The organism is Castellaniella hirudinis (assembly GCF_042651965.1).
GTDB lineage: Bacteria > Pseudomonadota > Gammaproteobacteria > Burkholderiales > Burkholderiaceae_B > Castellaniella > Castellaniella hirudinis.
The window spans coordinates 113,047-135,429 of the sequence record NZ_JBHSDY010000001.1 but is presented as its reverse complement, the minus strand read 5'-3'; the positions used below and the strand labels follow the sequence as shown (position 1 = coordinate 135,429).

At 66.3% G+C, this 22,383-nt stretch carries 19 protein-coding genes; 8 read left to right on the top strand and 11 right to left on the bottom strand.

Features of this window, described 5'->3' with window-relative positions; genetic code table 11:
• Positions 1-23: 23 nt before the first annotated feature.
• Positions 24-1,019 carry an AraC-like ligand-binding domain-containing protein gene (locus ACFO0J_RS00690; RefSeq protein ID WP_376811141.1) on the top strand — a complete coding sequence of 332 codons (996 nt, stop codon included), beginning with the start codon at positions 24-26 and terminating at the stop codon, positions 1,017-1,019.
• Here the strand turns inward: ACFO0J_RS00690 and ACFO0J_RS00685 are convergent.
• The 3 genes from ACFO0J_RS00685 to ACFO0J_RS00675 all read right to left on the bottom strand — a co-directional run bounded on the left by ACFO0J_RS00685 (position 1,016) and on the right by ACFO0J_RS00675 (position 4,833).
• Positions 1,016-2,944 (bottom strand): esterase/lipase family protein, encoded by a 1,929-nt coding sequence (locus tag ACFO0J_RS00685; RefSeq protein ID WP_376811140.1) that lies wholly within the window; start codon positions 2,942-2,944, stop codon positions 1,016-1,018. The genes ACFO0J_RS00690 and ACFO0J_RS00685 overlap by 4 nt on opposite strands.
• On the bottom strand, positions 2,941-3,807 hold the full coding sequence (locus ACFO0J_RS00680) for an Lnb N-terminal periplasmic domain-containing protein (RefSeq protein ID WP_376811139.1): 867 nt from the start codon (positions 3,805-3,807) through the stop codon (positions 2,941-2,943). The genes ACFO0J_RS00685 and ACFO0J_RS00680 overlap by 4 nt, the downstream gene beginning before the upstream one ends.
• A gap of 135 nt (positions 3,808-3,942) precedes the next feature.
• On the bottom strand, positions 3,943-4,833 hold the full coding sequence (locus ACFO0J_RS00675) for a LysR family transcriptional regulator (RefSeq protein ID WP_376811138.1): 891 nt from the start codon (positions 4,831-4,833) through the stop codon (positions 3,943-3,945).
• 111 nt (positions 4,834-4,944) lie between these two features.
• On the opposite strand from ACFO0J_RS00675, the gene ACFO0J_RS00670 reads away from it, so the two are divergent.
• Genes ACFO0J_RS00670 through ACFO0J_RS00645 form a run of 6 tightly spaced genes read left to right on the top strand, consistent with a single transcriptional unit; the run spans position 4,945 to position 11,410 of the window.
• Positions 4,945-5,922: a 2-hydroxyacid dehydrogenase gene (locus tag ACFO0J_RS00670; RefSeq protein ID WP_376811137.1), complete on the top strand. Its 978-nt coding sequence runs from the start codon at positions 4,945-4,947 to the stop codon at positions 5,920-5,922.
• 22 nt (positions 5,923-5,944) lie between these two features.
• Positions 5,945-7,144 (top strand): enolase C-terminal domain-like protein, encoded by a 1,200-nt coding sequence (locus tag ACFO0J_RS00665; RefSeq protein WP_376811136.1) that lies wholly within the window; start codon positions 5,945-5,947, stop codon positions 7,142-7,144.
• 35 nt (positions 7,145-7,179) lie between these two features.
• Positions 7,180-8,328, top strand: coding sequence for a maleylacetate reductase (locus ACFO0J_RS00660; RefSeq protein ID WP_376811135.1), 1,149 nt, complete (start codon positions 7,180-7,182; stop codon positions 8,326-8,328).
• A gap of 51 nt (positions 8,329-8,379) precedes the next feature.
• On the top strand, positions 8,380-9,474 hold the full coding sequence (locus ACFO0J_RS00655; RefSeq protein ID WP_376811134.1) for a TRAP transporter substrate-binding protein: 1,095 nt from the start codon (positions 8,380-8,382) through the stop codon (positions 9,472-9,474).
• A 60-nt stretch (positions 9,475-9,534) separates the two neighbouring features.
• The gene (locus tag ACFO0J_RS00650; protein WP_376811133.1) at positions 9,535-10,131 is read left to right on the top strand and encodes a TRAP transporter small permease subunit; all 597 of its coding nucleotides are present in this window, start codon (positions 9,535-9,537) and stop codon (positions 10,129-10,131) included.
• Positions 10,124-11,410, top strand: coding sequence for a TRAP transporter large permease (locus ACFO0J_RS00645; RefSeq protein ID WP_376811132.1), 1,287 nt, complete (start codon positions 10,124-10,126; stop codon positions 11,408-11,410). The genes ACFO0J_RS00650 and ACFO0J_RS00645 overlap by 8 nt, the downstream gene beginning before the upstream one ends.
• 29 nt (positions 11,411-11,439) lie before the next feature.
• On the opposite strand, the gene ttcA is transcribed toward ACFO0J_RS00645, so the two are convergent.
• From ttcA to ACFO0J_RS00630, 3 genes are read right to left on the bottom strand one after another with little or no spacing between them, the layout of a single operon-like run.
• Positions 11,440-12,501, bottom strand: coding sequence for a tRNA 2-thiocytidine(32) synthetase TtcA (ttcA, locus tag ACFO0J_RS00640; RefSeq protein ID WP_376811131.1), 1,062 nt, complete (start codon positions 12,499-12,501; stop codon positions 11,440-11,442).
• Between the two features lie 19 nt (positions 12,502-12,520).
• The gene (locus tag ACFO0J_RS00635; RefSeq protein ID WP_376811130.1) at positions 12,521-12,889 is read right to left on the bottom strand and encodes a dihydroneopterin aldolase; all 369 of its coding nucleotides are present in this window, start codon (positions 12,887-12,889) and stop codon (positions 12,521-12,523) included.
• A gap of 17 nt (positions 12,890-12,906) precedes the next feature.
• Positions 12,907-14,700, bottom strand: a complete 1,794-nt coding sequence (locus ACFO0J_RS00630; RefSeq protein ID WP_376811129.1) for a M61 family metallopeptidase — start codon at positions 14,698-14,700, stop codon at positions 12,907-12,909.
• A gap of 25 nt (positions 14,701-14,725) precedes the next feature.
• On the opposite strand from ACFO0J_RS00630, the gene ACFO0J_RS00625 reads away from it, so the two are divergent.
• The gene (locus ACFO0J_RS00625) at positions 14,726-15,502 is read left to right on the top strand and encodes an enoyl-CoA hydratase (protein WP_376811128.1); all 777 of its coding nucleotides are present in this window, start codon (positions 14,726-14,728) and stop codon (positions 15,500-15,502) included.
• Positions 15,503-15,532: 30 nt separating this feature from the next.
• Here ACFO0J_RS00625 and ACFO0J_RS00620 read toward each other — a convergent pair whose 3' ends face one another.
• From ACFO0J_RS00620 to pgaA, 5 genes are all read right to left on the bottom strand, one after another.
• Positions 15,533-16,384 (bottom strand): response regulator transcription factor, encoded by an 852-nt coding sequence (locus ACFO0J_RS00620; RefSeq protein WP_376811127.1) that lies wholly within the window; start codon positions 16,382-16,384, stop codon positions 15,533-15,535.
• 132 nt (positions 16,385-16,516) lie between these two features.
• Positions 16,517-16,993, bottom strand: coding sequence for a poly-beta-1,6-N-acetyl-D-glucosamine biosynthesis protein PgaD (pgaD, locus tag ACFO0J_RS00615; protein WP_376811126.1), 477 nt, complete (start codon positions 16,991-16,993; stop codon positions 16,517-16,519).
• Entirely contained in the window at positions 16,990-18,324 is a 1,335-nt protein-coding gene (gene pgaC, locus ACFO0J_RS00610) for a poly-beta-1,6-N-acetyl-D-glucosamine synthase (RefSeq protein ID WP_376811125.1), read from the bottom strand. The genes pgaD and pgaC overlap by 4 nt, the downstream gene beginning before the upstream one ends.
• 11 nt (positions 18,325-18,335) lie before the next feature.
• Positions 18,336-20,360 carry a poly-beta-1,6-N-acetyl-D-glucosamine N-deacetylase PgaB gene (pgaB, locus tag ACFO0J_RS00605; RefSeq protein ID WP_376811124.1) on the bottom strand — a complete coding sequence of 675 codons (2,025 nt, stop codon included), beginning with the start codon at positions 20,358-20,360 and terminating at the stop codon, positions 18,336-18,338.
• A gap of 14 nt (positions 20,361-20,374) precedes the next feature.
• Positions 20,375-22,375 carry a poly-beta-1,6 N-acetyl-D-glucosamine export porin PgaA gene (gene pgaA, locus ACFO0J_RS00600; RefSeq protein ID WP_376811123.1) on the bottom strand — a complete coding sequence of 667 codons (2,001 nt, stop codon included), beginning with the start codon at positions 22,373-22,375 and terminating at the stop codon, positions 20,375-20,377.
• Positions 22,376-22,383: the final 8 nt, after the last annotated feature.

Genomic DNA, 22,383 nt, shown 5'->3' with positions numbered 1-22,383 from the left:
GTCTGGAAGTGAGGATCGACACCATGTCCGCGCCTATGCCCAAGTCCGCGGCGCCCGCGCTCAAGCCTACGTGGCTGAGCACGCCGTTGCGGCGGTTCGATACGCGCGGCGCCTGGGCGGACAGCATCTCCGAGCATTTCGTCCCCCTGGAAGTCGAAGCCAGGGGCAACGGCGCGTTCCGCAATCTGGCGGCCAACGAGATGCTCGGCTGTCTCCAGATCTCCGAACTGGTGACGGCGGCGCAACGGGTGCGGCGCACGCGCGTGCTGGCCAGCCGCGCCGAAAACGCGCAATACAAATTCAGCGTCCAGCTCTCCGGCCGCACGCAGATCGAGCAGGACGGCCGTTCGGCGCTGCTCGATCCGGGTGACTGGGGGATCTACGACACGTCGCGGCCCTACGAAGTCTGTGAAGAACCGGGCGCGCATTTTCTCGTCCTGCAGGTGCCGGCGCACGTGCTTTCCGTGTGGGAGCCCTGCATCCAGTCGCAGCTCGCCCGGCGGCTCGGGTCGGAGCACGGCAGCGCGCGGGTCGCCATGGATGCCTTGCGGGCGCTGGTGTCTCAGGGGCCTGCGCTGGGATCGGAACTGGCCTTCGAGGTGTCCTCGACCGTGATGCGGCTGTTCGCCCTCAGCCTGGGCGAGCATGCCGACGGCGGCGGCGCTTCCAGCCTCGAGGAAGTCCGCCAGGGGCAACTGCGCGTCATTCTGCGGCACGTGCAGGAACACTTGCATGACAGCGGGATGAACGCCGATACCTTGGCGCAGCGTTTCCGGATGTCCCGCCGCTATCTGTACAAGCTGTTTTCCGCCCGGGGGCTGACCCCGGCGGACTATATCCTGGGCGCCCGGCTGGAACGTTGCCGGGACCTGCTGGCCGATCCCGCCTGCACCCGGCAGATCGGCGAACTGGCGTATGCCCACGGGTTCATCGACACCTCGGTGTTCAGCCATGCCTTCCGGCGCCGCTTCGAGGTGTCGCCCAGCGAATGGCGGGCCCGGCATGCGCGCCCGGCCTAGCGTCGGCGATCCGGTTCGAGCGCCTGCAGATGCTCGTGCAGGATCCGCCTGATCTCCAGGATGGCCGGCGGGGTTTCCTGGATGCTGTGCGCGCCCGGGATGATCTTTTCCGATACCGCGCCTTCCAGGTGGGCGCTGCGCCAGGACACCAGCCCGTCGTCGGAATCTTCCAGGGGGCCGTCCGCCGAGCGGCGGGCGATGATGCTGTGATAGCGCACGGCGGATGAGATCGCCATGTCGTTGCTCAGGCGCAGATAGCTGTCCCGATCGCTCAGATTGTCGATCCCGTTGGATATCAGGGCCCGGTCGTATTGGGCCTGGCCGCGCTGCGTCATGTTGGCCAGGCCGCTGAGGTCCTCGAAAATCGTCAGGGGCAGGCGGATCAGCGACGAGGCAAAGCGTGCCAGGCGGTTGTTGGCGTAGGCGGTGCCGCGATGCGGCGCGGCGATGAAGACCGCGCGGCTGACGCCCGGGACCGGTGTGAAATACAGCAGATCGGCGTAATCGTGGAGGATGCGGGCCTGCTGTTCGGGCTCCAGGTTGTAGCGGGTCTGCATGGCGTCGTGCAGGACGTTGCTCGAGGACGACACCAGCAGGCGTCCCAGGACGCCGCCCATGCTGTGGCCGATGAGGGTGATGTCGCGTCCGGCCGGGGCCGTGCGGTCGGGATCGAAATGGTCCAGGGTGGCCTGGAACGCCTGGCGGATGGCCCGGTTGTTGTAGGCCAGCGGCCGGCCGGTGGGGTAATAGACCTGCCAGATCTGGTAGTTGCGGCGCAAGTCCTCGTCGCCCAGGACTTCGTTGGCCACATTGACCCAGGCTTCCGGGCTGCTGGCCAGGCCGTGCAGCATCAGGACGATGCGCCGCTTGGGGTCATAGGGCTGCAGCAGGTAGATGTGCGGCTCGCGCAAGCCGTCTTCGCCGCCCAGCACATTGCGGATGGCCTGGGTGGCGAAGCCCGAGCGGGCCAGCCACAAGCCGTAGCCGGAGGTGAAATTGGCCGCCAGCGGCACCGTGTCGCCCGCGAGCCGGATGGCGTCGTGCTTGTACGGGTCGTAGACCCGGAGCATGGCCTCGCGGGTGCGCAGGACGGCCTCCAGGTCGCTTCCCGGAAAGGACAGCACGGCGGTCACGGCCGGGAAGGCAGGCTCGCTCCAGGGGTGGGGAAATGTCCCCTTGTCTTCGCGGTTGGCGCGGGTGACGGCGACCAGTTCGGCGCCCAGGCCGTCGCGCCGGTAGATGCTGCGCAGGCCCCGGAACGTCAGCGTGCTGGCCGGGATCAGTTCGTCGGGCAGACGCTCACCCTCGGGCAGGCGCACGTCGGCGTTGCGGATGCGCAGCCGCCAGCCCGCAGTCTGCAGCGCCGCCCCGCCCAGCGGGGACTCGTCCGGGTGGGCCTGGTAATGGCGGTACGCCCGCAGGGACACCTGCTCGGTGGCGTAGTTGTAGTAGTCGCGGACCTGGGTCTGGCGCTCTTCGAAGGCGCGCTGGGCGGGCGGCCGCGTGGTGTAGAACAGATAGGCGTAGGCGTACCGGGCCGCCTGCAGATAGGAGCCCGGGCCGGTCGAGCCGTTGGCCCGGCCCTCGTTCAGGGCCTGGGCCAGCCAGAGTTCCGCCAGCGCGGACAGCCGCTGTTCCTCGTCCAGGCCCGTCGGGCTGCTCAGGGCTTCGATGCAGGGGGCGGGATCGCGGCGGCAGGGAGCCGGATCCTGGCCGATCACGGACAAGGTATTGCGGGCGGCGATGCTGAGCGTGCCGGAACTGAGGATGTCGCCCCGATGCTGGGCGATGAATTCCTGGGTGCTGACGGGCTTGATCCGCACGCCGGCGCAGCCGGTCAGCAGGCCGATCATGCACAGCAGGCCGGCCTTGTGCAGGAGGCGGGCCGGGGAGACGCCCCGGAGTCTGGCGCAAGCAGCGTTCATGATGATGCGTCGGTGCCGGGCCGCGCAGGGCCGGAGGCTGATTCAGGGGCGCGGATGCGCCGCGAGAAGTCCAGGGCGGAATCTTGCGCGGCCGCAGGCTGTCCGGCGCGTCGCGTGATGTCGGCCCGGGCGCGCAGGGCGTCCAGCGGCAGGCTCGTGTCCAGGCCGTGGTGCTTGTACAGGTATTCGGGCAGGTAGCCTGACAGGATCAGCCGGTAGTCCATCGGCAGGCCGGGCACCAGCGGACGGACCATGTCGTAGACCAGGGTGGTGCAGTTGGCCGTCAGCGTGTGGTAGAAGCGCGGCTCGTCGGCGAGCCGGTTGGCGCGCTCCACGTAGGACAGGAACAAGGCGCGCCGGGCGTCCGGCGGCATGTGGACCGGGTACAGGAACACCTGTTCGCCCCGGGGGCCGGCGCGCACGCGCAGGATGTCGCGTTCTTCGGCGGCCACGATGGCCAGCTCGAACTGTTTGATGAAGCCGCCCAGGGTGGAAAAGGCCTCGTCGCGTTCGCGGCGGATCTCGACGGAGAACACCAGATGGCGCCCGTCTGCGAAGCCGAAGGACACCAGGGTGTGGGCGATGGCCGGCCCCATCCAGTAGGACAGCGCCATGTCCACGGACGTCAGGGCGTCCAGGTCGTAGACGCCGTCATGCCAGCGCGCGGTGTAGTCGGTGTCGCTGCGCCAGTCGAAATCTCGGATGTCGTGCAGCGTGACCAGGGACCCTTGCACGCTGCCGCGCAGGGTGCGCGAGACCTCATCGGCCCAGTCGCGGTCGTTCGAGGGCTTGGTGCTGACCCACCAGGCCGCCGCCAGGACGGCCAGCAGGGCCAGCAGAGCGAGTGTCCAGCGTATCGTCATGGCGTGCCTCGTGTCCCGTGGTTTCTGGCGCCCGGCGTGTGGGCGGCCGGGATCGGAACGGGGGTGGCGGCCGCTGCAGGCGGCGCTGAAAAGGCTGTGTTCATGGGATGGTAGTCTATCGCTCCCCGCGCGGCGCTAGTTCAAAGAAGCGCCGACCGATGCCGCGATTTCGATGAATTTCTCTGCTGCGGGCGACATGTGCTCACTGGGATGGATGGCGCCCAGGGTCAGGCGCGGACCGGGGCCTTGGAGTTGCCGGTAGGTCGCCAGCGGCCGGGCGTAATGCTGCAGTTTCGACGCCACGAATCCAATGCCCATGTTGCAGGCGGCCATGGCGACGATGGATTGGGCAGGGGCGGCCTCGATGATCTTGCGGGGGCTGAATCCTTGCTGGTGGCACAGGGTGATGATTTCATCGTATAGCCTGGGGCCGACGGCGCGTGGAAACAGAATGAAGGTTTCCTGTGCGAGTTCCTTGAGCGTCAGGACGGATTTCCGGCTCAGGGGATTGAGGTCCGAGAGCACCACGTCGAATGGTATGGCGGAAATCACCCGGCACGTGAGCGCCCGGTCTTCGAGGGGCGGGTGTACCAGCCCCACCTGAATGTCGCCGCGGCGTAGCGCATGTTCCTGATCGACGGTCGTCATCGACCTGACCGTGAGCGCCACTTTCGGCAGCGCCTCTGAAAACCGGCGGACGATTTCAGGCAGGATCACGAACAGGGCCGTCGCCGTGGCTCCGATGGTCAATTCGCCGATGGCGCCACGCTCGATCTGGCGCGTGCGGTCCACGATGTCACGCATCTGCAGCAGCAGCTTGTAGGCCTCTTTGCGGAAGAGTTCGCCTGCGGGCGTCAACGATACATTGCGTTTGTCCCGGTAGAAAAGCTGTGCCTGCAGCTCGTCTTCCAGTTGCCGCAGAAGCTGGCTGAGTCCGGGCTGGCTGATGTGGCAGCGGTCTGCCGCGCGCCTGAAGTTCAGTTCCTCTGCCAGCACGATGAAACACTGCAGGCGCCGTTGATCCATGAGGCCTCCGCCGTCGTGGGTTTCTGATAAGTGGTAATTATTATTAGATCATAAAACATAATTGGACTTTCTTAATGGCCCCCTTGTAGGATGCGTTCAAAGGAGGCGGACATGAAAATAGTCATGGTCGGTGAGGCGGCAAACCATCAGGCCACTCTGGCAGCAGAGCTGCCCCTGGGCTGCGATTTTGTCTCCTTGCCACGGGAAGCCGCCCATAGCGCGGCCTACGACTCGGACATTGCCGCCGATGATGTGCTGATCACGTTGCGACTCACCAGGCCGGCCGGCAGGATGCCTGCCTTTCGCCTGCTGCATGTGCCTGGTGCGGGCCTGGACGGCATCGCGCTCGATACCCTGCCGCCCTCGGCCACGGTGTGCAATGTCTTCGAGCACGAGATTCCCATTGCGGAATATGTACTGCTCGCCATGCTCGAATCGGAAATCCGCCTGGCCGAGATGCGTCAGCGGTTCGTGCAGAAAAGCTGGCCGGATGCGTACCTCCATCGGGTTCAGCACGGGGAGTTGTATGGCAGGACCCTCGGCCTGATCGGGATGGGCCGTATTGCGCGGGCCATCGCCCAGCGCGCCAAGGTATTTGGCATGCGGGTGATGGCCACCGACCCCCATGGCAGCGCCGTACCCGGGTTGATCGACGACTTTGTCCCGCAGAATGAACTGGATCGTCTCTTGGGTGAGGCTGATTTCGTGGTGATCGCTTGTCCGTTGAACGACGCGACACGCGGCATGATGGGCGCGGCGCAATTGGCGCGCATGAAGTCGTCGGCGGTGCTGATCAATGTCTCGCGTGCCCAGATCGTCGAGGAAAGCGCCTTGTTCACGGCCCTGCAGCGCCGGCAGATCGGCGGCGCCGTGCTGGATGTGTGGTATCGCTATCCGGCCGCCGCGGACGATCAGGTCTCGCCTGCAGACCATCCGTTTCACGAGTTGCCCAATGTCGTGTGCACGCCGCACTCATGCGCCTGGACTGCCGATCTGGCTGCACGTCGATACCGGTTCATTGCGGGGAACATCCGGCGCCTGATGGCCGGAGAACCGCTGCTCAACAGGGTTCGGGCCCCATCGGCCTGACAGTCACACAAGGATGTCAAACATGCTGGAGACGGAACGCTCCGTGCCGATCAAGATCGTCAGCGTGACCACGATGGTGGTGAACGCGGAAATGCGCAATTGGATCTTCGTCAAAGTGATGACGGACCAGGATGGCCTGTATGGCTGGGGTGAGGCGAGCCTCAACTGGAAGACGCGCGCCGTCGCCTCGACCGTGGAAGACCTGGCGCCCCTGTTGATCGGTCGTGATCCGCGGGATATCGAACAGATTCTGCGTGTGCTGAACAAGCACAGCTACTATCGCCTCGGCATCATCGGGGCGACGGCCATCAGCGGCATCGAGCATGCGCTCTGGGACATTTTCGGCAAGAGCCTGGGCGTGCCGGCATGGCGTCTGCTGGGCGGGAAGGTGAGGGACCGTGTGCGCGTCTATACCCACCTGGGCATGGGCGACATGAAATCCGTCTATGAGACGTTCGACGAAGGCGCGTTGCGTGACCGGGCGCTGGCCGTGATCGACAAGGGCTATGACGCGCTCAAGGTCGTGTTCATTCCGTATTCCCATTATTCGGTGAGCAACGCCGCTCGCCGCGATGTGGGACGGCGCATGCAGGTGTTGCGCGACGCCGTGGGCGACGACGTGGACATCATGATCGATTTCCATGGGCGGCCGGCATCGCAGTCGGCGGCGCTGCAGTTCATCGAGGAGCTTGTGCCGTATCGGCCGATGTTCTGCGAGGAGCCCGTTCAGCCGGGCGATGCCGAGGCTTTGCGCGCCATCACGGCGCGCGCGGCCTGCCCTATCGCGGCGGGTGAACGCCTGGTGGGCTTCAAGGAGTTCGAGCCGCTGTTTCGCGCGCAGGCGGTCAACATCATTCAACCGGATCTGAACCATACGGGCGGCCTGCTCGAGGGCAAGCGCATTGCGCATGCCGCGGAGCACGCGTTCATGGGGGTCGCGCCGCACAACCCGAATGGGCCGATCGCCGGCGCGGCAGCCCTGCATTTCGATGTGTCGACGCCGAATTTCGTGATTCAGGAAGAGATGTCCGGTGCCGTGCCCTGGTACGACGACGTGGTCAGTACGCCCATGCGGCGGATCGGCAATGCCTGGCAGGTGCCGGAGAGCCCTGGACTGGGCGTCGAAATCAATGAACGCGAAGCGGCCCGGCATCCGTTCAAGCAGGAGGTCATGCATGCATCGGGCGCAGTGCTCGACGATGGAACCGTCGTCGACTGGTAGCCGTCGCAGGGTGGGCCGATGCCTCGGATGTGTGGTTGGAACGATTTGAAGGAACTGGATTGATGAGCCGTAATGGGAATGAATGGTCGGGTGGCGCGGACTTCACGACACCGGGTGATATCTACAATGCGATGCCTCCGCGCATCGTCTTTGGCGCCGGCGCGGCCGCCCGCGTGGCCGAAGAGGTGGCCCGTCTGAATGCCGGGCGCGCGTTGGTGGTGTGCACGCCCGGGCGCAATGAAATGGCGCATCGGGTGGCCGATCGCCTGGGCGGCCTGTGTGTCGGCGTCTATCCCAAGGCGGTGTCGCAAGTGCCCATCGAGCTGGCGCGGGCCGCGCGTGCGTATGTCACGGAATGCGGCATCGACTGCCTGATCGCCGTCGGAGGGGGCGCGGCCATTGGCTTGGCCAAGGCGGTCGCGTTGGAGACGGATTGCAGTTACATCGCGGTTCCCTCGACCTATTCCGGATCCGAGATGACCGGGTTCTGCGGCATCACGATCGACGGCGTGAAGCGGATGCATACCAGCCTGCGCATGCTGGCGCGCACCGTCATCTACGATCCCGAGCTGACTTTGGGCCTGCCCGTGCAGGTGAGCGCCGAGAGCGCCATGAATGCCATGGCGCACTGTATCGAGGCGCTCTATGTGCGGACGGCCAGCCCTGTGATCGCCATGGCCGCGCTTGAAGGGATCCGGGCCTTGAGCGAGGGCGTGCCGCGGGTCATGCGGGATCCTGCCGACCTGCAGGCGCGGCGCGAGGCTTTGTACGGAGCGTATCTGGGCGGCGCCGCCCTGACCGGAGGCTTTGCGCTGCACCACGGTGTTGCGCATGTCCTGGGCGCAAGCTACGGCATCCCGCATGCCACGTCGCATTCGGTCGCCTTGCCTTATGTGACGGCTTTCAATGAATCGGCGTGCCCGGCCATCATGTCCCGGGTCGCCCGGTCGCTCGGTGCAGAGACGGCGTCCGGCGGCTTGTATGATTTTGCCCGATCCGTGGGCGCCCCCGTTTGCCTGGCTGATCAGGGCATGACGCAGGGGGATGTCGAGCGTTGCACCGAGCTGGTGATCGAGACCGACAACGGCCTGAATCCCCGGCCGGTCGACGCGCAGGGCGTGCGCCTCATTCTTGAGGCGGCCCTGTCAGGCAGGAGGCCGCAAGCCCGGATGTTTGCGGCGTGATTTTCTTTACCTAACCCAATAGAACAACAATTCATATTTGCAAGGAGACTGATGATGAATACTCATCCGAGGATGTGCTGCGCCCTGCGCGCCCCGGTGTTTGCCGCGGCTTTGATCCTGGGGGTTCTGGCGCCTTTTGCGGGCAGCCATGCCCAGGAGATGCCGGCCACCAAACTGCGCGTCATCGGCGGCTACAGCACGCTGGTTCAGACACAGCAGGTTGAAAAGCCGTTCTGGCTCGAGGAAATTCCGGCTGATTCGGGCGGCAGGATCACGGCCGAATATGCCAACTATGATGTCATGGGCCTGCAGGAGCAGCAGTTGCTGCGGCTCACGGCTTCCGGTGTGGCCGATTTTGCCTCGACCGACATCGTCAAGGTCGCGGGTGATGAGCCTGCATTCGAGGGGTGTGATCTGACCGGGATTTCTCCCGACATCGAGACGGCGCACAAGGCCTGCAATGCCTGGGCGCCGGAAGTGTCGCGGATCATGGAGGAGAAGTTCAATACCAAGCTGCTGGGTCTCGCCCCGAACCCCGGTCTGATTTTCTGGTGCGTGCCCGAGGTCAGGGGCCTGCAGGACATCCAGGGCAAGAAGGTTCGTGTCAACAGCCGGACCATGGCCGATATGGTCATTGCCCTGGGGGGTTCGCCGGTCACGACGCCATTCGGCGAAGTCGTGCCTTCGCTGCAGCGCGGCGTGTTCGATTGCGCGATCACGGGCAGTCTGGCCGGCAATACGGCAGGTTGGGGCGAAGTCACCAAGTATCTGCTGGCCGTGCCCGTCAATTGGTCCATCTACTACCAGTCCGTGAACCTGAAGGCGTGGAACAAGTTCGACCCGGCTGTGCGGGACTATCTGACCCGGAAATTCGCTTCCCTGGATGAGCGGCTGTGGGCCATCGGCGAAAAGGCCAATCAGGAAGGAATCGATTGCAACACCGGCAAGGATCCCTGCACCTTGGGGCGCAAGGAGTCCATGACGCTGGTGCCTCCCTCCGATGCGGATAAGGCGCGGATCAAGCAGGTCGCGCAGGAAGTGGTGCTGCCGCAGTGGGCCAAGCGTTGCGGCAAGGAGTGTGCCAGCCGCTGGAACGAAACCGTAGGCAAGGTGGTCGACATGCAGATCGACTTGTCCACGCTCTAATCCTTCCAGGAAAGGGGCGGGGGCTCGCGCTTCGTCCCTTTCATTCTACGGATCAAAGCCATGTCAGATATTTTCTCCGCCCTGGCACGTTGGAGTGCCCGCATAGGGGGGCTGGCCGTATTGTTGATGGCCTTCGTCATCGGCATCGACGTATTCAGCCGGAAGTTGTTCGGTCATTCCATCCTCTCCGGAGGCGCGGGAGAGATTTCCGGGTATGTGCTGGCGATTGCCACGACATGGGCGGCATCGTTGACTTTGTTGAATCGGGGCCATATTCGTATCGACATCCTGCAGTCGATCTTTCCCCGGTCGCTCTGGGTGTATTTCGATTTGCTGGCGATGTGTGTCTTTGGCGCGGCCAGCGCCGTGCTGGCCTGGGTGGGTGTTGCGACCTATCTTGAATCGCTGGAACGCGGCGCCCGCTCGATTACGCCGCTTGCCGTACCCATGGCCGTTCCTCAGGGGCTTTGGGCGGCCGGGCTGGTGTTTTTGTTCATGACCAGCGTGTACCTGTTTGCCAGAGCGCTCGGGCATGTGGTGCGAGGTGATCGCATGGATGCCGTGAAACTGATCGGGACGCGGACTGCCGAAGACGATCTGCGCGAGCAGCAGGAGGTCATCCAGAACGCAGGCTCGAAGGAGGCGCGCCATGCTTAGCACTTCCGTCAGTATGTTGTTGCTCATGCTCGGCGCCGGTATCCCCGTGGCCGCAGTCATGATCGTGCTGGGCCTGTTGCTGGCCGACTGGTATTCGCCCATGCCCTTGTGGATTGCGTTCGGCGAACTGACGTGGGGGACATCGAGCGGGTTCACGCTGTTTGCCATTCCCCTGTACATCCTGTTGGGTGAGCTGCTCCTGCGGAGCGGCATCAGTGAAAGGATGTACCACGCCATCGCCCAGTGGCTGGCGCGCATGCCGGGCGGGTTGATGCATGCCAATGTGGGCTTTTCCACCGCCTTTGCGGCCATGAGCGGCTCCAGTGTGGCGTGCGCCGCGACATTGGGCACCATCGCGAATCCCATGGTCAAACGGTATCACTATCACGAGCCCCTGTTCCTGGGCACGATTGCGGCGGGTGGTTCGCTCGGCATCCTGATTCCGCCTTCCATCCCCTTGATCATCTACGGCGTGCTGACCGAGACGTCGATTCCCAAGCTGTACCTGGCTGCAATGATCCCGGGCGTGCTGCTGGCCGTGCTGTTTTCGGCCATCATCGTCGTCTGTTGCGTGGCGCGGCCCGGATGGGGCGGCGAAGCCATTGCCACTTCGTGGCGCAAACGCTTTGAAGTATTGCCCGATCTGCTGCCGCCGCTGTTCATCTTCATCGTGGTCATCGGCGTCATTTACCTGGGATGGGCGACACCGTCCGAGTCGGCGGCGCTGGGCGTCCTGATGGCATTGATGCTCGCCGTGGCGCGCAAGCGGCTGACGATCCAGATGCTGCTGGAGGCTGCGGAAGCCACGATGACGACCACCGCCATGATCATGCTGATCGTGATTGGCGCATTCTTGCTCAATTTCGTCTTGTCGGCGATCGGATTATCGTCGTTGGTGACGCAGCTGTTCAGTGGCACGGGGCTGTCGCCGACCGCCGTCCTGGTGACTGCGGTGGTCTTCTACCTGGTGCTGGGCATGTTCATGGAACCCCTGTCCATGCTGATCGCCACGGTGCCGCTGGTCATTCCGGCGATCAAGGCCGCAGGCATCGATCCGCTGATGTTTGGGGTGTTGATGATGGTGTTGATGGAAACCGCCATGCTGACGCCGCCGGTCGGGATCAACTTGTTCGTCGTTCAAGGGACGCGTGAATCAGGCAAGCTCAAGGATGTCGTGTATGGCGCCCTGCCGTTCGTCGTGACCATGCTGACCATGATCGGACTGCTGGTGTCCTTCCCCGGTCTGACGTTGTGGTTGCCGGGGATCGTGGCGTCATAGCGTCCATTGAAAAGGACTTTGGCGGCCTGCTAGGGCGTGTCCGGCCGACGCACGCGCGGCCTGCTGTGCTGCTCGTCCACGGCGCGGCCTGCATGCCGCTTCGATTCGATGGGCTCGAAATGGTCCGCAGGGACCATTTCGTGTCCGATCTCATCCTCGTCCTCGGCAAAGGCGGACATGGGAAAGTCTTCTTCGTCAAAGGCGCGGTCGCCATCGGCGTCGGCCCGGCCCGTGGGCTTCAGGCCGGCGAAGTCCATCAGCGCCGGGTCCATCAGGTGCGAAGGCACCACGTGCGACAGGGCGCGGAACACGTTCCATGTGCGGTTGGTGAAATGGCGGTCCCATTCCTCCAGCATGCGGCCCACCTCCTTGCGCTTCAGGTTTTCCTGGGAGCCGCACAGATTGCAGGGGATGATGGGGAATTCGCGCAGCTTGGCGTAAGCGATCAGGTCTTTTTCACGCACGTAGGCCAGCGGCCGGATGATGACGTGTTCGCCGTTGTCTGACACCAGCTTGGGCGGCATGGCCTTCATGCGCCCGCCGTAGAACAGGTTCAGGAAGAAGGTCGCCAGGATGTCGTTGCGATGGTGGCCCAGGGCGATCTTGGTGGCGCCCAGTTCACGGGCGACGCGGTACAGGATGCCGCGCCGCAGGCGCGAGCACAGGGAACAGGTGGTCTTGCCCTCCGGGATCAGGCGTTTGACGACGGAATAGGTGTCCTGGTTCTCGATGTGGAAGGGAATGCCGCGCGCGCTCAGGTAGTCGGGCAGGACGTGTTCGGGGAAGCCGGGCTGCTTCTGGTCCAGATTGACGGCGATGATCTCGAAATCGATGGGTGCGCGTTCACGCAGCGTCAGCAGGATGTCGAGCAGACCGTAGGAGTCCTTGCCGCCCGACAGGCAGACCATGACGCGGTCGCCGTGTTCGATCATGCCGTAGTCGCCGATGGCCTTGCCGGTCTCGCGCAGCAGGCGTTTGACGAGCTTGTTCTCGTTGACGCTGCGGCGCTGGGCGGCGTGCGCGTCGGATTCGGGCGTGCGGGCGGACGGGATCGGATCGGAGGCGGACGGCGCCGAGAGGGACGTGTTCATGGGTCGGACTGGGTTGGGTTCAGCGGCGGCGGGCCTGTTCGATGCAGACGGCGCAATCGTCGAAGGCCTGCGGCTTGCAGATGCGGATTTTAACGCCCAGGACGCCGGGGAAGTCGCGCAGGATGCGGTCCAGCGCGCGGTCCACCAGGGTTTCCAGCAGGTCAGTGTGGGTGCGGGTGGCTTCCTCGATCAGGGCGGCGCGCAGCAGGCGGTAGTCCAGCACCGTGCCGATGTCCGCATCGTCCACGGGCCGCGAGGCGTCGGTGTCGAATTCCGCCCGGATCACCAGCGGCTGCGGGGCCTGGCGTTCATGGTCCAGCATGCCGATGGGCGCCTGGACGCGCAGTGCGTCCAGGATCACGCGCCGGGTGTTCGTGTTCGCGCTCATGGAGCCCCCCTCGGCGCTCATGCGGGTGTCCCGTGGGCCCCGCCGCCGACCCGTTGCAATTGGTGGCGCAGGGCGGCGGGCTTGCCCAGCCGCACCGTGTGCTGGCGCAGTTCGTCGCGTCGGAACACATGCAGGCTCAGGCGTTCGCCCGGCCGGCGCGCGTCCAGCAGGCGGTCCAGGCCGGCGGCGTCGGTGATGCGCAGACCGTCGGCGGCGATCAGCAGGTCTCCGGCCGACAAGCCGGCGCGGTGCGCGGGGCCGTGCTCGTGGACGGTGGCCAGGCGCAGGCCCGCCGGGTCCGCCTGGGTGCGGACGTCCAGCGTCGGGCGGGTGTGCTCGGGCTGCGCGGACAGTTCGATGCCGACGCGGGCCAGGGCGGCTTTCAGGGGCACGTCCTCGCGGCCCAGCGCGTGGCGGGCGATGAAGTCCGTCACGTCGGCGCCGGTGGCCGCCTGGATCAGCGCCGGCATGGCGTCTTCGGCCACGCCTCGGGGGCGGCCCTGGTAGAAGTCGCGGCCGTAGCGCCGCCACAGCAGCCGCATGACGTCGTCCAGGCTGCGCGCGCCGCCGGACTGGCGGCGGATTTCCAGGTCCAGGCCCAGAGCCACCAGCGAACCCTTGGTGTAGTAGCTGACCAGGGCGTTGGGCGAGTTCTCGTCCTGCTTGTAGTAGCGCGTCCAGGCGTCAAAAGAACTTTCCGCCACGGACTGCTTCAGGCGTCCGCCGGCGCGCAGCACCTGGTCCAGGGTGCGGCCGACCAGCTTCAGGTAGGCGGGCTCGTCGATCACGCCTGCGCGCAGCAGCATCAGATCGTCGTAGTAGGACGTGAAGCCCTCGAACACCCACAGCAGTTCCGTGTGGCCGGGGCGGCTCAGATCGTAGGGGGCGAAGGCGGCGGGCTTGATGCGCTTGACGTTCCAGGTGTGGAAGTATTCGTGGCTGAGCAGGCCCAGGAAAGTGACGTAGCCCTCGGGCGCCGCGCAGCCCTGCGCGGGCAGGTCGGCGCGGCGGGTGATCAAGGCCGTGGAGGCGCGGTGTTCCAGGCCGCCGTAGCCGTCGCCCGTGACCGTCACCAGGAACACGTAGCGTTCGGCGCCGTCCAGGAACGGAGCGCGGCGGCTGGCGGGCTCGAACAGCTCGATCTGGGCCGCGCAGATTTTCTGCGCATCGGCGGCGATGCGTTCCAGATCCAGATTGGGCACGCGGCCGGTGAACACCAGATCGTGGACCGCGCCGTGGGCCTCGAAACTGATGCACTGCGGCGTGCCGATCTCGACGGGATGGTCGATCAGTTCATCGTAGTCGCGGGCCTGGTACAGGCCGAAGCCGCGCAGCGGGGCCGCGTCCGGATGGCCGGCGGCGGACGGCAGGCTGGTGTAGACCTGCCAGCCGCGCGCATGGGCGGGCGGGCACAGGTCCAGCAGGCAGGGCTGCGCTTCCTGGCCGACGGCGGCCAGGAACAGGCTGCAGCCGTTGAAGAAGGCGTGGCTTTCGTCGAAATGCGCGCCGCGCACGGACAGATCCCAGGCGTAGACTTGATAATCGACGGTCAGCGGTCCGGTGCAGGGGGCGCAGCGCCAGGTGTGGCTGTCGGTCTTGCGCGCGGCCACCGGGGCGCCGCCGGACGAAGCCTGCAAAGTTTCGATCTGTCGGGCAAAATCACGGATCAGGTAGCTGCCTGGAATCCAGGCGGGCAGGCGCAGGCTCTGGCCGGCCGGATCGGGGCGCGGAATCGTCAGACGGATGGCGTAGCGGTGACCGGCCGGGTCGGCCAGCCGCACTTGATATTGGATCATCTGTTCATTTTTCATGTCGGTAGTTTACTTTGGAGGCACCATGAGCGAATCGTTCGTCAAGGTCGAGGTCCGGGGCCGCGTCGGCCTGCTGACCCTGAACCGTCCCCAGGTCTTGAATGCCCTCAGCAACGAGGTCATCGACGAGTTATCGGCCGCCGTGAGCGCCTTCGAGGCCGATGACGGCATCGGCGCCATGGTGCTGACCGGCAGCCAGAAGGCCTTTGCGGCCGGGGCCGACATCGGCGCCATGTCCGACTGGACCTACATGGACGTCTACAAGTCCGATTATCTGGGCGGCAACTGGGATGCGCTGCGGCGCACCCGCAAGCCTCTCATCGCGGCCGTGTCCGGCTACGCGCTGGGCGGGGGCTGCGAACTGGCCATGCTGTGCGACTTCATCATCGCCGCCGAAAATGCCAAGTTCGGCCAGCCGGAAATCAAGCTGGGCGTGATTCCCGGCTATGGCGGCACCCAGCGCCTGCCGCGTGCGGTGGGCAAGGCCAAGGCCATGGATCTGGTGCTGACGGCCCGCATGATGGACGCCGCCGAGGCCGAGCGCGCCGGGCTGGTGTCCCGCGTCGTGCCGGTCGAGCGCCTGCTGGACGAGGCCCTCGAAGCCGCCGCGACGATCGCCTCGATGTCGTTGCCGGCCGTCATGATGGCCAAGGAATGCATCAATCGCGCTTACGAGGCGCCGCTGAGCGAATCGCTGCTGTTCGAGCGGCGCAATTTCCACGCCCTGTTCGCCACCGAGGATCAGAAAGAAGGCATGCGGGCTTTCGTGGAAAAACGCAAACCCGACTTCAAGCACCGCTGATCAAGCCGTCGCCCATGCATTCGAATCGCTTCAGGCGGCCGGGTGCAGGGGCGGATGCGTCGCCAGGTCCGGGTCGTGCCAGCCCAGCGTGGCGCCGCGTGACACCGCGGCGTAGACGGCGGCATTGCGGCTGTTCACGGCCAGGCGCTGATACAGCGCTTCGGCGTGGGTCTTGGCCGTCGCCACCGAGATGTTCAGTTCCCGGCTGATCTTCTTCAACGGATAGCCCTTGGCCAGCAGCACCAGCACTTCGTACTGGCGATGCGTCAGGTGCAGCATGGCGGCTTCTCGGGAGACGAGTTCCGGCGTGAGGGTCTGGGCGCCGGCCTGTGGCGTGGGCGGCGCGGGCGGCGCGTACCGGTCGAGCGGCATGTGCAAGAGATTGTCGGGCTGCGGCTCGTCGTACCGGGACACGGAGGGCGCGTCCTGATGGTCGTACCAGCGCCGCTTCGGCGGATCGCGGCTATCGGGCGACGGGGCTTCGGTCTGATACGCGTCCGGGTGCGGGAAACATTTCCCGCCGGCCAAGACCAGCATGACGGATGCCTTCAGCACATCCTGCGAGGCGTGCTTGGAAATGTATCCTGCCAGCACCGGGGGCAGGTTGAGCAGCGAATAAGGCAGGGTCCGGGTTTCCGACAGCAGCAGGAGACGGCGTGGCGCATAGTGTTCCTGGGCTGTGCGGACCAGTTCGATCATCCGGTCGTAAGTGTCCGGCACCGACAGCAGCATCAGGTCTGTTTCCGTGCGCGGGAGGGCGCCGTGGAACAACTGCGTGTAGTCGATCCCGGTGCTGGTCAGCGGACAGTCGAACGTGCGCAGCAGCGTCAGGAGCCCCATGCGCAAGAGGGTGTTGGGTTCGACTACCGTGATGGTCACCATCGTGATGCTCCCTCGCAAAGAGTTTCGGCTGCATGCAGTGAGCAGGATGTTTATTTTTTATGCATTGGTACGATTTGACAATCCTTGACTTGCTATCTGTGATCCCTTTTTCCGTTCGTAACCAATCTGCGGTCATATCTGTTTCATCTGTCGCTTTTGGGGGATGACGTCGCGGTTAAAGGCCGGATCGTGCGCGAAATCGATCATGCTGATCCGGCCCTCGTCCGTATGGTGGATGAGGATCGTCCGGCTGGCGCGCAGGACCTGCAACTGCGACAGGCTGATGTCGAAGTGGCCCGCCAGTGTGTCGGACTGCGGCTCCCCCGGCGGTTTGCGCCGGTCCATGCCGCAGAAACGCAGGGCGTTGTAGCAGGCCCAGGCGGACAGCAGCAGTCCGATGCAGGCGGCGATCAGCGCGTAGGCCAGCAAGGCCTGCGCGTCGGGCAGCAGGCGGGAGATGGAGGGGTCTGCGGCGGCATGCGCCGGGTTCCACACGACCGCGTGGACGCCCGAGACGAACAGGAAGCCGAATGCGGCCCAGGCCAGAGCCGTCAGCAGGACGTCGAGCGCGGATGCCAAGAGGGAGCGGGGGGTTTTGACGATCATCATGATGTGGGCGCCTTGATGCCTCGATCGGGACTCTTCCAGCGGGCCCGGGCGCGGCGGCGCCTGAGCATGACCTTGGGAAAGCCGCAGAGTGTGGTGAACAGACTGATCATCCAATAGGCCAGGGGATACCAGATCACCCAGTACAGTGAACGGAACAGGCCGCGTTCATAGCGGTGGTCGATGAAGACGCTGATGCAGAACTGCAGCAGACAGGCCGCCGCCAGCGCCATGCCCGTGAAGGCGGGCGGCATCAGCGTCTCGACGCGGATGTGGCCGGGCAAGGTCACGGACAGGCCGATCAGCCAGAGGACCAGGGACAGGGCCAGGGCGAAGGCCCAGATCGTCGAGATGCAGTATTCCAGCGCCATGGGCCACAGACGGTGGTGGCGCCAGGCCCGGATGCCGGGCAGATTCTTCAGAAAGACTTCGGCGCCCCCCTGCGCCCAGCGCAGCCGCTGTTTCCACAGGCCGCGCAGTGTTTCCGGCATCAGGATCCAGCACAGCGCGCGCGGTTCGAAGAAGATCGACCAGTGATCGCGCTGCAGCTTCCAACTGATGTCGATGTCCTCGGTCACCATGTCCAGGCTCCAGTAGCCGACCCGGTCCAGCGCGCCGCGCTGGAAGGCGGCCACGACGCCGGACACGGTGAACACCTGGCCGTAGATGCGCTGGGTGCGCTTGATCAGGCCCACGATGGACGAGAATTCGCCCACCTGGACCCGGCCGATCAAGGTGGATCGGGTCCGCACGCGCGGGTTGCCGGTGACGGCGCCGACCCGGGGATGGTTGATCATGGGCGCCACCAGATAGGCTGCGGTGTCGCGCTCCAGGATGGCGTCGCCGTCGATGCAGACCAGATATTCGCCCCGCGCCGCCAGTGCGCCCATGCGCAGCGCCATCGCCTTGCCCTGATTGCGGGCAAGATGGATCACGCGCAGACGTGGGTGCGCCGCAGCCAACTGGTCCAGCATCGCCCCGGTGTCGTCGGTGGAGCCGTCGTTGATGGCGATCACTTCCACGCGCGGATAGCGCTGGTTCAGGGCCGACAGAATCGTGTCGGCGCCATGCTCGGCCTCATCGTGGCAGGGGATCAGGATGGAAACCCAGGGCCGCCCCCGCAGCTCGGGCGGCGCGACGTCCGGCCCCCAGGGCCAGCGCCGCTCCCAGTGCAGCCAGTAGTAGAGTCCGCCGAACATCCACAGGCCTGACATGAACAGCGGATAGAAGAAGACGAAGTCCAGGATCAGATTGCCCGTCCACAGCAGGGCCGCCCCGAAGGGCGCGCCCGCGACGAGGCACAGAAGCAGGAAAGCGAGCAGTCGGTCCGGCATGGCGGAGCTCCTCAGCGGTGGGGATACCAGTCGGTCGAGATCGCGGGCCGGATGGCTTGCAGCGCCGGCCGGTTCTGGACGAAATCGTCGGGGTAATAGCCGAAATGCCGGACGCCGTCGCGCTGCAGGCGCTGCATCCAGCCGGCCAGGATCCGGCTGTCTACAGGGGGCTGGCCCGGCCGGCTCCAGTCGCGCGCCTGAAGTTCGAACAGGGTGTGATCCAGTGCGCCGGGGCGCCGCTGGACCGCCGCCACCAGGCGGTCCAGCCAGGCATTGGCCTGCGCCATGGGGACTCCTTCCATCAGCGGCATGGCCATGGGCACGGTCCAGTCGTAGGCTTGCAGGAAGTCATCCAGGTTCTGTGCGTACCACGCCTCGCTGGCCGGGTTCAGGATCGGTTCGGCGTACAGGTTGCGGGCGGTCTGTACTTGCGGTCCGCGGATGGCGCGCACGTGTTGCGCCAGCGTGAGGGTGAAATCGACCAGTGCGCGGCTCTTGAACCGGGTCCAGCGGCGCAGGGTGTCCGGGTCGGCCCGCAGCGCCGGGATGGAATCCGGCAAGCCCGCCTGCCGGTAGGCGGCCAGCGCCGCCGGGCTGGCGTCCTCGAAGTCGCTCAGCAGGGCGTCGTCGTGGAACAGGATGCCGTCGATCGGCGCGGCGCGTGCCATGTCCTCGTACAGCGCCGTGATGGCCGCCCGGGCTCGGGGGTCGAAGAGCGACAGCCGGCGATATTGCGTGGGGTCCGGCGTCGGCGCGGCGTTCGGATGTGCGGGATCGGGTCGGACGACCCGATCGATGCCGGCCGGCAGGTCGAAGCTCAGGACCGGCAGCCAGGCGTAGACCTTCACATGGGCGCGGGTGCGCAGTTGCCAGACGACACGGTTGAACAGGTCGGCGCGCATGGGCAGTTGGCGGTTCGGGAAGTAGACCGCGCGCGCCAGGCCGTCGCCGGTGGGATCGGCATAGGCTTGCAGAAAGACCGTGCCGATCTGCAGATCGGCCATCCGTTGCACCAGGGCGCCCAGGTTCCGGTCGGTTTGCGCAGGGTCTGGATCGTAGACGTAGTCCAGGTCCACTTGCGCCACCCGGAAGTCGTTCCTGGCTTCCGTGGCCAGCACGGACCGTGCAAATGCGCTGATGCCGGGCGAGTCCGTCACCAGCAGGCGGGGGATGGACAGGGGGGCGTGTGCCGACCCCAGGCCGTCGTCCAGGGTCAGGGCCATCTGGTAGCCCTGGCGGTGCACGATGTCCAGCGCCTCGCCGTTGGCGGCGCCGTAGGGCCAGACCCAGACGCGCGGCGCCCGGCCGGTGGCCTGGCGGATCTTGCGCGTGATGCGCCGGACGTCGTCCGTGATCCGCCGGCGGTAGGCGGCATCGGTCTCGTACACCTGCGCGGCGGTGTCGTAGCGATACGTGATGGCGGCCGGTTCTTCATTGCCCTGGGGATTGGCAAGGATGCCCTGGTGCAGGTCATCGGTGTGGGCGGCGATCTCGACCAGACCGGAGCGGGCCACCCGGCGGACGTCTTCCCAGGTGGCGAAGTGGTCCCGGGGGACCTGCAGCGTGCCGAATGCCACGGGCTGGTCGGGCGGGGTGTCGATCCAGCGGCCCACGGGAGCCCAGACGGCCGGCCAGTTCATGGCCTTCAGGATGGGAAAGACCCGGCTGCGGAAACTGCTGTACCCGTCGTCAAAGCTGAGCAGCACCGCTTTGGGCGGCAGGGGCGCGCCGCCGCGTCCGGCGTCCAGAATCCGGTCGACGGACACGGCTTGATAGCCGTTGTCCCGCAGCCATTCCAGTTGGGCGACCAGTTGATCCGTGCGGACCGCCAGGAAACGCTGGTCGGGGTCGCTGTCCTCGACGTCGTGGTAGGCCAGCGCCAGCACGTGGTTGGCGGGCCAGGGCTGGTCGACGCCGGCGATGGGTCTTTGGTCGGGCGGCACGAACGCGGGGATGTCGCGCGCGCAGCCGGCGAGCAGCGCCAGGCAGCAGGCCAGTAGGAACAGGCGGGGGCCGGGGATGAAGGATCGTGGCATGGCGTGCTCCCGAGTCAGAACCGGACCGTCATGTCGACGAGGATGTTGAAGCTGCGTTCACGCTGGCCGTCGTAGGGCCGCGAGGTCCCCGTGGCCAGGAAGCCGATTTCAAACGTGGGGCTGAGGTGATAGCGTTGACCGTAGCCGAGGGTATAGAGGCCGCCCGTGCCGTAGCCCTGCTGCGCGTAAGCGCCGGCCGCAAGCAGAAACTGCTGATCCCAACGGGTTTCGCCCCGCTGGTACAGGGTGTGCGTCACCTGCAGGGCCGGCAGAACGGTCAGGTCCGATTTGGGGTTGAAGTACGGGGCGTCGTCGGCGGTGTTGCGCGAGGCGGCCAGGTCCAGCAGCGCATCGACCCGGACCCGGGGCGCGGTGTACAGGCGCTGGCGCCCGGACAGATCGGCCTCCAGACGGCGGTTGCCGTCGGAGAAGAAAGAGGGCGTCAGCGTCAGCGTCCATTCCTGGCGATCGTCGCCGCGCCACCGCAACGAGGCGCTCAGGCTGTTGGCCGTGATGTCGTGCGCCAAGGCGCGCAGCGGCGTGTCGCGTGACAGCAGCGCGCCGCCGACGCCCGCCTGCCAATGATCATCCAGGTCCACCAGGGCCGAGAACGCCGCCCCGGCGCGGTTGCCGTAGCCGTAGCGGTTTCCCGAGGCCTCGGCCTCGATCGTCAGGTCCCGGCTGCGCCATTGGACGCCGGCGCGCGTCCAGGCATCGTGGCCGTTCCCTTCGTCGAAACGGCCTTCGGCATAGCCGGCGCCGGCGAACGCGCGCCAGTGCTCATCGAGGGGCGGCGAATACAGCACGGTGTCGATGCGTAGGTCGCGGCTGCCCTGTACCGGGCTGCCGGTGGCCGTGCCCAGGCCGGCGCTCGTCCGCCATTCGGCCTGTTGGTGTGCCGTCCATGCACGGTCCAGGCGCTGCACGGCCGGATTGTCCGGGGCGCGGGCCATCAGGTCGTCGTGCAGCAGCCTGGCCTGGCGCCATTCCTGCAGGGCGAGGGCGGTTTCGGCCTGTCCCGTCTCGATTTCGATCGATCGGGGCGCCTCGGTCTCGGCGAGCTTCAGGTCCAGTTCCGCCTGGCGCGGCAGGTCCCGGGCGCGCCAGACCTCGGCCCGCGCGACGCGCAGGCGGGTATTGCCGGGCGCGGCTTCGACCATGCGGTCCAGGTCGGCCTGGGCCTTCGGGGTGTCCCCCTGGTACGCGGCGCCCAGTGCGCGCGTCAGTTCGGCATCCAGCTTTTCAGGATTGGGACGGCGGACGGGGTCGCCCTTGTACCAGATCCAGGTGGGCAGCGCGGCCAGCGTCTGGTCCAGCCCGGCGTTGGCCGCCTCGGCCTGGTTCGACTCGGCCTGCGCGTAGAACAGGCCGATCCGGTCTGCCACCCGGGCCGTTGCATCCTGGCCCGCCGCGGTGGAGGCCAGGGACTGCTGAAACAAGGTTGCTGCGGTGTCCGGCTGATGCTGGGCCAGATAGGCGCTCGCCACATCGCCCAGCACGTAATCCGGGACGGGCGTGCCGTCCGCCCGCAGGGCTTCATAGCTGCGGGTGAGTTCCCGCATGCGGCCGCGCGCGTGCAAGGCCTGCAGGCGGTCCGCCTCGGCGCGCTGCGTGTCGTCGCGGGCTTCCGGGCCCAGGGCGCGCCATTGCGGGATCAGTTGATCGTATTGGGCCAGGGCTTTATCCGCCAGGACATGCCGGTCAGCTTCGCCCCGGGCGTCGGTCGATGCGGTCCGGGTCCATTGGGCGGCGACGTCGGCCTGCAGCGCGCGGATCAGCCCGGGTTCCACCCCGGGATGCATCTGCGCGATGCGCAGGGCGGCCTGCGGCAGCCGTGCCTGCCGCAGGGCCAGGATATAGGCGTGCGCCACGCCGGGGGCGTTCGGTGCCTGATCATAGGCGTCGGCCGCCTGCTCCAGCGGAGTCGATGCGGATACCGCCGTGCTGAGCAGGGCCAATGTCACGCACACGGTGAGCGCGGCGGGCAGCAGGCGGGCGTGCCGGTCGGGTTTCATGGCGGGCG

What these genes read in the sequence shown, in the direction of transcription:
- ACFO0J_RS00690 (WP_376811141.1), top strand. Translation starts at nt 24, where the DNA reads ATGTCCGCGCCTATGCCCAAGTCCGCGGCGCCCGCGCTCAAGCCTACG.
- ACFO0J_RS00685 (WP_376811140.1), bottom strand. Translation starts at nt 2,944, where the DNA reads ATGAACGCTGCTTGCGCCAGACTCCGGGGCGTCTCCCCGGCCCGCCTC.
- ACFO0J_RS00680 (WP_376811139.1), bottom strand. Translation starts at nt 3,807, where the DNA reads ATGACGATACGCTGGACACTCGCTCTGCTGGCCCTGCTGGCCGTCCTG.
- ACFO0J_RS00675 (WP_376811138.1), bottom strand. Translation starts at nt 4,833, where the DNA reads ATGGATCAACGGCGCCTGCAGTGTTTCATCGTGCTGGCAGAGGAACTG.
- ACFO0J_RS00670 (WP_376811137.1), top strand. Translation starts at nt 4,945, where the DNA reads ATGAAAATAGTCATGGTCGGTGAGGCGGCAAACCATCAGGCCACTCTG.
- ACFO0J_RS00665 (WP_376811136.1), top strand. Translation starts at nt 5,945, where the DNA reads ATGCTGGAGACGGAACGCTCCGTGCCGATCAAGATCGTCAGCGTGACC.
- ACFO0J_RS00655 (WP_376811134.1), top strand. Translation starts at nt 8,380, where the DNA reads ATGATGAATACTCATCCGAGGATGTGCTGCGCCCTGCGCGCCCCGGTG.
- ACFO0J_RS00650 (WP_376811133.1), top strand. Translation starts at nt 9,535, where the DNA reads ATGTCAGATATTTTCTCCGCCCTGGCACGTTGGAGTGCCCGCATAGGG.
- ACFO0J_RS00645 (WP_376811132.1), top strand. Translation starts at nt 10,124, where the DNA reads ATGCTTAGCACTTCCGTCAGTATGTTGTTGCTCATGCTCGGCGCCGGT.
- ttcA (WP_376811131.1), bottom strand. Translation starts at nt 12,501, where the DNA reads ATGAACACGTCCCTCTCGGCGCCGTCCGCCTCCGATCCGATCCCGTCC.
- ACFO0J_RS00635 (WP_376811130.1), bottom strand. Translation starts at nt 12,889, where the DNA reads ATGAGCGCGAACACGAACACCCGGCGCGTGATCCTGGACGCACTGCGC.
- ACFO0J_RS00630 (WP_376811129.1), bottom strand. Translation starts at nt 14,700, where the DNA reads ATGAAAAATGAACAGATGATCCAATATCAAGTGCGGCTGGCCGACCCG.
- ACFO0J_RS00625 (WP_376811128.1), top strand. Translation starts at nt 14,726, where the DNA reads ATGAGCGAATCGTTCGTCAAGGTCGAGGTCCGGGGCCGCGTCGGCCTG.
- ACFO0J_RS00620 (WP_376811127.1), bottom strand. Translation starts at nt 16,384, where the DNA reads ATGGTGACCATCACGGTAGTCGAACCCAACACCCTCTTGCGCATGGGG.
- pgaD (WP_376811126.1), bottom strand. Translation starts at nt 16,993, where the DNA reads ATGATGATCGTCAAAACCCCCCGCTCCCTCTTGGCATCCGCGCTCGAC.
- pgaC (WP_376811125.1), bottom strand. Translation starts at nt 18,324, where the DNA reads ATGCCGGACCGACTGCTCGCTTTCCTGCTTCTGTGCCTCGTCGCGGGC.
- pgaB (WP_376811124.1), bottom strand. Translation starts at nt 20,360, where the DNA reads ATGCCACGATCCTTCATCCCCGGCCCCCGCCTGTTCCTACTGGCCTGC.
- pgaA (WP_376811123.1), bottom strand. Translation starts at nt 22,375, where the DNA reads ATGAAACCCGACCGGCACGCCCGCCTGCTGCCCGCCGCGCTCACCGTG.